The organism is Snodgrassella sp. M0351 (assembly GCF_016100575.1).
Classification (GTDB): Bacteria; Pseudomonadota; Gammaproteobacteria; order Burkholderiales; family Neisseriaceae; genus Snodgrassella; species Snodgrassella alvi.
In genome coordinates, this window is sequence record NZ_JACFSG010000004.1 from 74,981 (window position 1) to 83,457 (window position 8,477).

The following is an 8,477-nucleotide window of genomic DNA, read 5'->3' on the forward strand; positions in this document are numbered from 1 at the left end:
ATTATTTATGTCATACTACTATGAGAACCCGCCTACTGCCGGATTACCGCTAAAGTGGTCTGACTGGTGGCCGGCTGGTCAGTCACTTACGAGCAGAGTCAGCGAACAATTGCATCTGCCGCCCGTACAGCTTACCTGTTCAGGTACAGCAGCACTGATTATTGCGTTAACCACACTGGCACAGCAACAGCCACAGCGTAAAATCGTAATTGTACCGGCATATACCTGTCCGCTGGTTGCGCTGGCCGTTCATCATTGTGGTTTACAGTTACAGTTATGTGATTTAAAACCCGGTAGTATCGATATGGATATCGCTCAGTTAAGTACTCTGTTAAATGAGCAGGTATTGGCAGTGATACCTACACACTTGGGCGGCCGGGTGACAGATGTCAGTACCGTTAAACAGCTGGCTCAGTCCTATCAGATTAGTGTGATAGAGGATGCAGCGCAGGCATTGGGTGCAGAAGTAGGGCAGCATGGCGATATTGTGCTGTTCAGTCTGGCAGCCGGTAAAGGGCTAACTATGTATGAAGGCGGTTTGTTAACCGCCAGTGATATGCAATTACGCAGTAATTTACAAGCTATGTCCGAAAAATTATTGCCACGCCGGTACAAATGGGAGTTGCTGAGAACCCTGGAATTATTTGGATACACTGCTTTGTATAATCCTGCCGGTTTATATTTTGTTTATGGGCAAGGCAGGAGAAAGGCATTGCGCCGGCAGCAATGGATTGCAGCCGTTGGAGATGATTTTGATTTTGATATTCCAATGCATCGGGTTAGTCGCTGGCGTCAGCATGTAGCTGCTAATGCTTGCCTGCGTTTACCGGCATTTCTAGATATGTTGCAAAAGCAGGCCTACCAGCGTATTGAACAATTGCAGAGTATTTCCGGAATAGAGGTGATCGTCGATCAGCATGGTCGGGGTGTATGGCCTTTTCTAATGGTGTTATTGCCTACAGGCCAACATCGCGATGCTGTATTAAAACAGCTATGGACTAGTCCGCTGGGGGTAACACGGTTATTTATTCACCCACTGTCTCAATACGATTATTTGCAGCCGATTGTACCTGCTTCATCCATGCCGAATGCTGAAGACTTTGCTGCACGTATGTTCACTATTACCAACAGCCTGTGGCTTACTGATGCTCAGTTTTCCTGGATATGTGAAGTTATTCAGGATGCTGTGCGCTGATTCTGAGCCAGAGCGGCAAGCAATTGCTGATTAACAGCATGATGTTTTTCTTGCCATGCAGTCAGTGTAGTAGCCGGAATAGGTTCCTGTTTGTCCATTGCACTCAGTAAGCGTTTTAGCGGGCTGGTATATTCCCACTGAGATACTTCACCAGTAATATCGCTGCCAATAATCCGCTGATTCATAGCGTTAATCACAGTTAATAAATGTTCCAGTTGCATGCGCCCCTGATCCCAGTTGGTTTGTACTACGTCCTTACCCAGAACATCTTTGTCTATCGAGATATATACAGGTTCATTAGTTTGTTGCTGAGTCTGGATAAAGGCATTTACCAGTTCTTCTGGTGAGGAGAATGCCCGAAAAGCCTGTTTCAGACCAATTGTTCTTGCCCAGCCAACCTGTACATCCATACACCAGTAAGTTAATTTACCCTGAAATAATGGCGCCAGCCGGTTTTCCCAGCTGTGTGCCACCCCTATATCATTTGAAGTAATACCTAATACATGTACATGGCTGACAAAAGGCAATTGCGCCACGTAACTGACCCACGAACCACAGTGAATTCCGAACAGATAACGCATATTATCCGGATGATTATCAAAAATAATGACTTGTATCGGATTGAAGGCACTGAAAAATTGCTGTAAACGCTTAATCAACAATAATGAAATATGATGATAGTCGCCACTGCCGGTTAATACCGTACCATAATGTTCGGGTAATTGCTGATTCAGTTCAGCCTGTAATTTCTTAAAACTGGTCTGAGAGCAACCAAAACGAATAACTTCCTGCCATTGACCAAGTTCAATTCTTACTGCATCTGGTATAGATCCTGTACTGTGGTCAAAATCCAGAATTACCGTTTTATTCATGTCTTTTACTATCCTGAGTAGGCTGATTGCTATTTTCCTGCCAGATTTTATCCTGTTCGAAACGAGTACTGATTTTTGCCAGTAGCTTTCTTAAAACAGGGTTGCGGACATACACCATATGTTTGGTAAAAGTAAATTGTGCACCTAAAGATGCTTTAACTTGCGGATCCGTCCAGCCGGCGACATAAACTTTAAGCCCATACTCTTTGGCATAATTCAGATTGTAAAACCAGCTCAGATAATACAGATTCAGTTCCCGTGCCTGAGGATAAACAAAACCGATATATTTATCTACCAGCATACCGTTCAGAACAAAACAGATATTGTAACCAATTAGTTCTTGCTGATAATGGTAGGTAAAAATCCTGGCCTGATTGCTGCTGTCCTGTAGCAGGCGCACAAAAAAATCTTTGGTTAATAAATCAAAATGGATTTCACTTTGATTATAAACATTCAAATATAACCGATAGTACTCATCTAAAACGGCCTCATTCTGAAAATAGGCATCACCACTATGCAGACAACCAATTTCTACCAGCGATTGCGTTTTTAATTTGCGCCGGAAGTTTTTACGCCGCTGATAAGACAGACGGCCTAGATATTCATCAATATCATTAAAATCTATCGGTACCCAGGCTAGTGCCTGACCTTCTACTGCAATAAATCCTTCTTGTTGCAATACCTCTATCAGCGATGCAGCATATTCATTTGCCTGATGATTCAGTAATGGTGATTGCTGAGGAATATCTTTCACAATCAGCAGCGGATATTTTTTGCCATAATGCTGTTTAATTTCAGTAGCTAACTGCTGCGCAGATTGTTGTTGAGTAAACAGCGCATATTCCGATACAGTAGTACCAATAAAACAAGTTTCAGGTTTCAGAAACTGCTGCCACCAGTTAAATAACGGCCAATGGCGAATTTTTTGCTGAAAATCAGATTCTGCAGTAGTCAGTAAATCAAACCGTGCAGCAAATGCCGGTACCCCGCTTGTTAATTGCCATGCTGTAAAATCCTGAGGCGGACTGACCAGAAAAGTGTCGACCAGCTCATTCGGTTCCAGTTGAGTCAGATAATTCATAATTTACTAATACGGCAGCCAGCCTGAATATCAGCCGGCTGCCATTACCAGCCCCTAAGCTGTTAACTCTTTTTTAGCACGTGTAATCAATTGATCCAGCAATTCAATACCCTGATCAATTTCCTGTTTAGTAATATGTAATGAAGGCGCGAAAGTAATGACATTTTTGTAATAGCCGCCAATATCCAGTACCAGACCCATTTTCTGGCCCTGCCAGTCCAGATCGCCGGACATACCAATATCCACCATTTTGTCTACCAGAGCTTTATTCGGAGTAAATCCGTCTTCTGTGCAGATTTCGGCACGTAAAGCCAGCCCCAGACCGTCTACTTCACCTATTTCCTTATGGCGCTGTTCCAGTGTTTTTAAGCCCTCAAGGAAATACGCTCCGCTTTCCATAACCATTTTTTCATAATCAGTTTCGGCCATCATCTTAAATACTTCCAGACCTACCGCTGTTCCTAATGGATTTGAGGCAAAAGTAGAATGAGTAGAACCAGCCGGAAATACCTGAGGATTAATCAGTTCTTCCCGAGCCCACAGACCACCAAGCGGATTCATGCCATTGGTCAGCGCCTTAGCGAATACCAGCATATCTGGTTTTACATCAAAGTGTTCAATTGACCATAATTTACCGGTGCGATAAAAACCCATCTGAATTTCATCAACAACCAGCAAAATACCATATTGATCCAGAACCTTTTTCAGTCCTTTAAAGTAGTTGCGTGGCGGTACAATATATCCGCCTGTTCCTTGCAGTGGTTCCACATAGAATGCTGCATATTCAGCTTGCCCGGCTTTCGGATCCCACACACCATGGTATTCTGTTTCAAACAGGCGGGCAAAATCTGCCACCAAATGTTCACCATATTCTTCTGCCGTCATTCCTTTAGGACGGCGGAACGGATAAGGAAACGGAATAAACATAGCGCGATCACCAAAATGACCATAACGCCGGCGATAACGGAAGCTGGAGGTAATCGAAGATGCACCTAAAGTACGTCCATGGTAGCCACCTTCAAAGGCAAACATTAATGAACGGCCTTCAGATGCATTACGGATAATTTTCAATGAGTCTTCAATACACTGAGAACCACCGACATTGAAATGCACACGACCATCATGACCAAATTTACGTTTCATATCCAGAGCAATGGTTTTAGCCAGCTCAATTTTAGTAGGATGTAAATACTGGCTGGCGCATTGTGGTAATGTATCAACCTGCTGCTTCAGCACAGCATTCAGCCGTTCATTAGCATAGCCAAAATTACAGGCCGAATACCACATCTGTAAATCCAGATAAGGCGTACCATTTTTATCGTACATATAGCTGCCTTCGCAGCCATCAAAGATTTTGGGCGGATTCACATAATGTACCGTATCACCAAACGAACAGTACTTTGCTTCATCTGCCAGTAACTGTGCATCATCAGGACGATTTACAAGTATTTGAGCACTAGGCTTACTCATCATTTATTCCATTCATTTAAAATAAAACATCTTAATAAAAAGTACATAATTAATACTATTATATCCTGCTAAAGCATCAAAACCGTAAGAAACAAAGCCTGATAACCTGATAAAACCATTATCTGCTCAATATTCAATTATCTTTGCACTTAATTTAAAAAAGAAAATGTGTAAAATATATTGGCTTAGCAATTTACTGACAATATATAGATTGCACCCTAATCAGATAAAATTTCATATTCACAAAAATAAACAATATTTAATTATCCGCAATATACTTATGCAAAAAAATTAAAATTAATTTTTACTAATATTTCTCAATCAGTTAGACTTAAATCACAATAAACACACAATTTTACTGGTTACTATTGACCAGTCTAATCACACAACTATGAACACAGAACCTAATCGCATTCCTCATCCCCGCTGGCTTTTATTTGCTCTTGCTGTTGGCGGTTTTGCAATCGGCACTACAGAATTTGCCACCATGAGTGTTTTGCCCTATATCGCCAGTGGTTTAAATATAAGCGAACCCGTAGCAGGACATCTAATCAGCATTTACGCATTGGGTGTTGTCATAGGCGCTCCGGTTATTGCCATATTTGGTGCACGCTTTAGCAGGCGCAGCCTGTTACTGGTGCTTATGGCATTTTTCTCTCTGACACATCTTGGCACGATGCTGGCTCCAGATTACCGCAGTATGATGTTATTTCGCTTTTTAAGTGGCTTGCCGCATGGAGCCTATTTTGGTGTTGGTGCACTGGTTGCCGCAGCTATGGTGCCTCCGGATAAGAGAACTCAGGCTGTAGGATTAATGATGATCGGTTTAACCATTGCTACTACCATCGGCGTACCTTTGAGTAGCTGGCTGGCCCAAGCAGTAGGCTGGCGGGTTGTTTTTCTTATCGTTGCCATACTGGCTGCTTTAACAGTGATACTGGTAGCTCTTTTTTTACCGGCAAATTGTATGCAAGGAGGCGGTAGCAATGCGCTGCGTGAACTTAGTGCACTGACCAACCGGCAAATATGGTTGACACTGGCTATAGGAGCCATTGGTTTTGGCGGCATGTTTGGCATATATGCTTACATGGCTTCAACACTTGAAGATATTACCGGTATGTCACCTAAAAGCGTACCACTGGTGATGTGTCTTTACGGTGTAGGCATGACTCTTGGCAATATTATCGTGCCACGCCTGGCCGGTCGCCATGTGATGGGTGGATTAGCATGCTTACTGGCCTGGTCTGCTGCTATGCTGGCCTTATATCCTTTTGCAGTGCATCATCCTTACTGGATATGTATTCAGGTTGTACTAATCGGTATGAGCGGTGCTGTAGGTACATTATTACAAATTCGTTTGATGGATGTAGCTAAAGAAGCTCAGACACTGGCTGCAGCACTCAACCATAGTGCTTTTAATGCTGCCAATGCCTTAGGACCCTATTTAGGCGGCTTAACCATTGCCGCCGGCTGGGGATGGACAAGTACAGCATGGGTTGGCGTCGCTCTTGCTATCATCGGTTTAATCGTATGGTGGTTTACAGTAAAAGATGAACAGCGCACTGCTGCCGCAAATCTGCAATAACTAAGTTTATTCATGTATACAGAACAGTAAATAATATTGTAAAAACATGTAACTGATGTTGCAAATAACTGTTAACATTAATAATCTGTTAATATTAAATTTACTTTAATTATTAATAACAACAGATAGGGGAAGTATTATGACTGCAAACCAGCAGCAATCTGAAACCAAAATACCTGATACTGAGCAGGGAGAAAGCCAGAATAACACTTGTCCGAATAAAAGTACCAAACATAATCAAGATAAAAATACCAAACATAAAAAATTATCCCAAAAGAAATACTACAAAGAGCTGGAAAAACTTCAGGGTGAAATGGTTGCTCTGCAAGAATGGGTAAAAGCCTCCGGACAAAAAGTATGTATTATTTTTGAAGGTCGCGACGGAGCAGGTAAGGGTGGTGCAATTAAAGCTGTCACTGAGAGAGTCAGCCCTCGTATTTTTCAAACTATTGCCTTGCCGGCACCAAGTGAACGCCAAAAGTCACAAATGTACATGCAGCGCTATATTCCTCATTTACCTGCGGCTGGAGAAGTTGTTATTTTCGACCGTAGCTGGTATAACCGTGCTGGTGTAGAACGCGTGATGGGATTCTGTACCGAAGAAGAAAGTAAAGAATTTCTCGAAGTTATTCCATTTATGGAAAAAGCTATAGTTAATTCCGGTATCATCCTGCTTAAATACTGGCTTGAAGTGAGTATGGAAGAACAGCATAGACGTATGCTTGGGCGAATTAACGACCCGCGTAAAATCTGGAAGCTTTCTCCTATGGATATCAAGTCCTACAGTCGCTGGTATGACTACTCCCGGGCTCGTGATGAAATGATTATGGCAACTGATACCTCATGGGCACCGTGGTACGTAGTTGATTCTAATGATAAAAAGAAAGCGCGTCTGAATATCATCAAACATATATTGAGTGAAATTCCGTATAAAAAGACACCACGGAAAAAGGTCGAATTACCAAAACGTCAGGATAAGGGTGATTATCAGGAACCTAATTATCCTTATCGTTATATACCAGAAGAATATTAATACAGAACCAGCCAGATAGCAGACTAAACTGGCTGGTTTTATTATCAGTTCCGGATTTTTCTAATTTACCCGCGAAAGTCTCCCCATAGCAACTGCATTGCCGCAATAGCTGCCAAAGATGCTGTTTCTGTCCGTAATACTCTGGGTCCTGTGCTGATTGCATTAAAGCCATGATTAATTGCCAGCTCTTCTTCAGCCTGGCTTAATCCGCCTTCAGGACCAACCAGCAATACTACTGCCTGTGGCTGTGTAAACTGATTTAATGCCCGGGGCTGGTTTAAACTCATCAGCAGTTTTAAATCATCCACACCCAGAGCACACAATGCATCTGACAATCCCGTTATCGGTTGAATTTGAGGTACTACCGTTCTGCCGCATTGTTCACAGGCACCAATAGCAATATCCAGCCAGCGCTCAAGTTTTTTCATTGCCCGTTCGCCACTTAAGCGCTGGCTACTGCGTTCCGTCAGTACAGGCTGAATCACAGTTACGCCCAGCTCCACAGCCTTTTGAATAGTTAAATCCATACGATCACTACTTGATATGGATTGCATCAACGTAATATTTAATGGCGACTCTAAATTAATATCTGTACTTTCACGAATCAGTACATCCACATTTTTCTTACCCATTGACGTAATTTCAGCCTGATAGACCTTTCCAAGCCCATCAAAAAGCTCAATTACCTCACCTGGCTGGTAGCGTAACACCTGTACATGGCGAGCAGCCGTATCAGGTAAAGAGAATGCATCTGAAACTAAAACACTGGGCGGTAAATAAAAACGGGGCATAATAGTAGTAAAAAATCAATCAATAATCCAGCGAATAAAAATAGCCGGATTAACATTTAAACAATTAAATGACTATTCTAATTGTTTATAGAAATACAAAAACGAGTATAAAAATACCTAATCTATAAGTCATACATTTAAATAAATCTGCAAATACCCATTCTTATATCAGCAATACAAATTATAAACAATGATACCTTTTCACAATCTAAAGAGTATTAATCTTTAGAACTAACGAATATGAATACACAACTCATTTAATAAACACACAGACAAAGCAAGTCATGAAAGTTTGAAAAATAATCAAACTGAGTCAAAGGAGCCAAAAATAAACTCAGGAAAAACAGTTGAATGAGAAGAAAGTTAAAAATAAATGCAGGCAGGAGTTGACAGGGGATTTGTGGAGGCGTATAGTTCGCCTTCTTCGCTGATGACGCGACACGAAACAAA

The 8,477-nt window shown here is 41.9% G+C and carries 7 protein-coding genes; 3 read left to right on the forward strand and 4 right to left on the reverse strand.

The window, feature by feature from the left end; genetic code table 11:
• Positions 1-7 precede the first annotated feature (7 nt).
• Positions 8-1,195: a DegT/DnrJ/EryC1/StrS family aminotransferase gene (locus H3V01_RS10240; RefSeq protein WP_198186732.1), complete on the forward strand. Its 1,188-nt coding sequence runs from the start codon at positions 8-10 to the stop codon at positions 1,193-1,195.
• Here the strand turns inward: H3V01_RS10240 and H3V01_RS10245 are convergent.
• From H3V01_RS10245 to H3V01_RS10255, 3 genes are read right to left on the reverse strand one after another with little or no spacing between them, the layout of a single operon-like run.
• The gene (locus H3V01_RS10245) at positions 1,177-2,067 is read right to left on the reverse strand and encodes an arginase family protein (RefSeq protein WP_110413782.1); all 891 of its coding nucleotides are present in this window, start codon (positions 2,065-2,067) and stop codon (positions 1,177-1,179) included. The genes H3V01_RS10240 and H3V01_RS10245 overlap by 19 nt on opposite strands.
• Positions 2,060-3,148, reverse strand: a complete 1,089-nt coding sequence (locus tag H3V01_RS10250) for a GNAT family N-acetyltransferase (protein ID WP_078474379.1) — start codon at positions 3,146-3,148, stop codon at positions 2,060-2,062. Before H3V01_RS10250 ends, H3V01_RS10245 begins: the two co-directional genes overlap by 8 nt.
• Before the next feature lie 54 nt (positions 3,149-3,202).
• Entirely contained in the window at positions 3,203-4,618 is a 1,416-nt protein-coding gene (locus H3V01_RS10255; RefSeq protein ID WP_025329813.1) for an aspartate aminotransferase family protein, read from the reverse strand.
• Between the two features lie 391 nt (positions 4,619-5,009).
• On the opposite strand from H3V01_RS10255, the gene H3V01_RS10260 reads away from it, so the two are divergent.
• Positions 5,010-6,203, forward strand: a complete 1,194-nt coding sequence (locus H3V01_RS10260; protein WP_078474377.1) for an MFS transporter — start codon at positions 5,010-5,012, stop codon at positions 6,201-6,203.
• Positions 6,204-6,342: 139 nt separating this feature from the next.
• Positions 6,343-7,236, forward strand: coding sequence for a polyphosphate kinase 2 (gene ppk2 / locus H3V01_RS10265; protein ID WP_025329815.1), 894 nt, complete (start codon positions 6,343-6,345; stop codon positions 7,234-7,236).
• 65 nt (positions 7,237-7,301) lie between these two features.
• On the opposite strand, the gene H3V01_RS10270 is transcribed toward ppk2, so the two are convergent.
• The gene (locus H3V01_RS10270) at positions 7,302-8,027 is read right to left on the reverse strand and encodes a 16S rRNA (uracil(1498)-N(3))-methyltransferase (RefSeq protein ID WP_084585638.1); all 726 of its coding nucleotides are present in this window, start codon (positions 8,025-8,027) and stop codon (positions 7,302-7,304) included.
• Positions 8,028-8,477 lie beyond the last annotated feature (450 nt).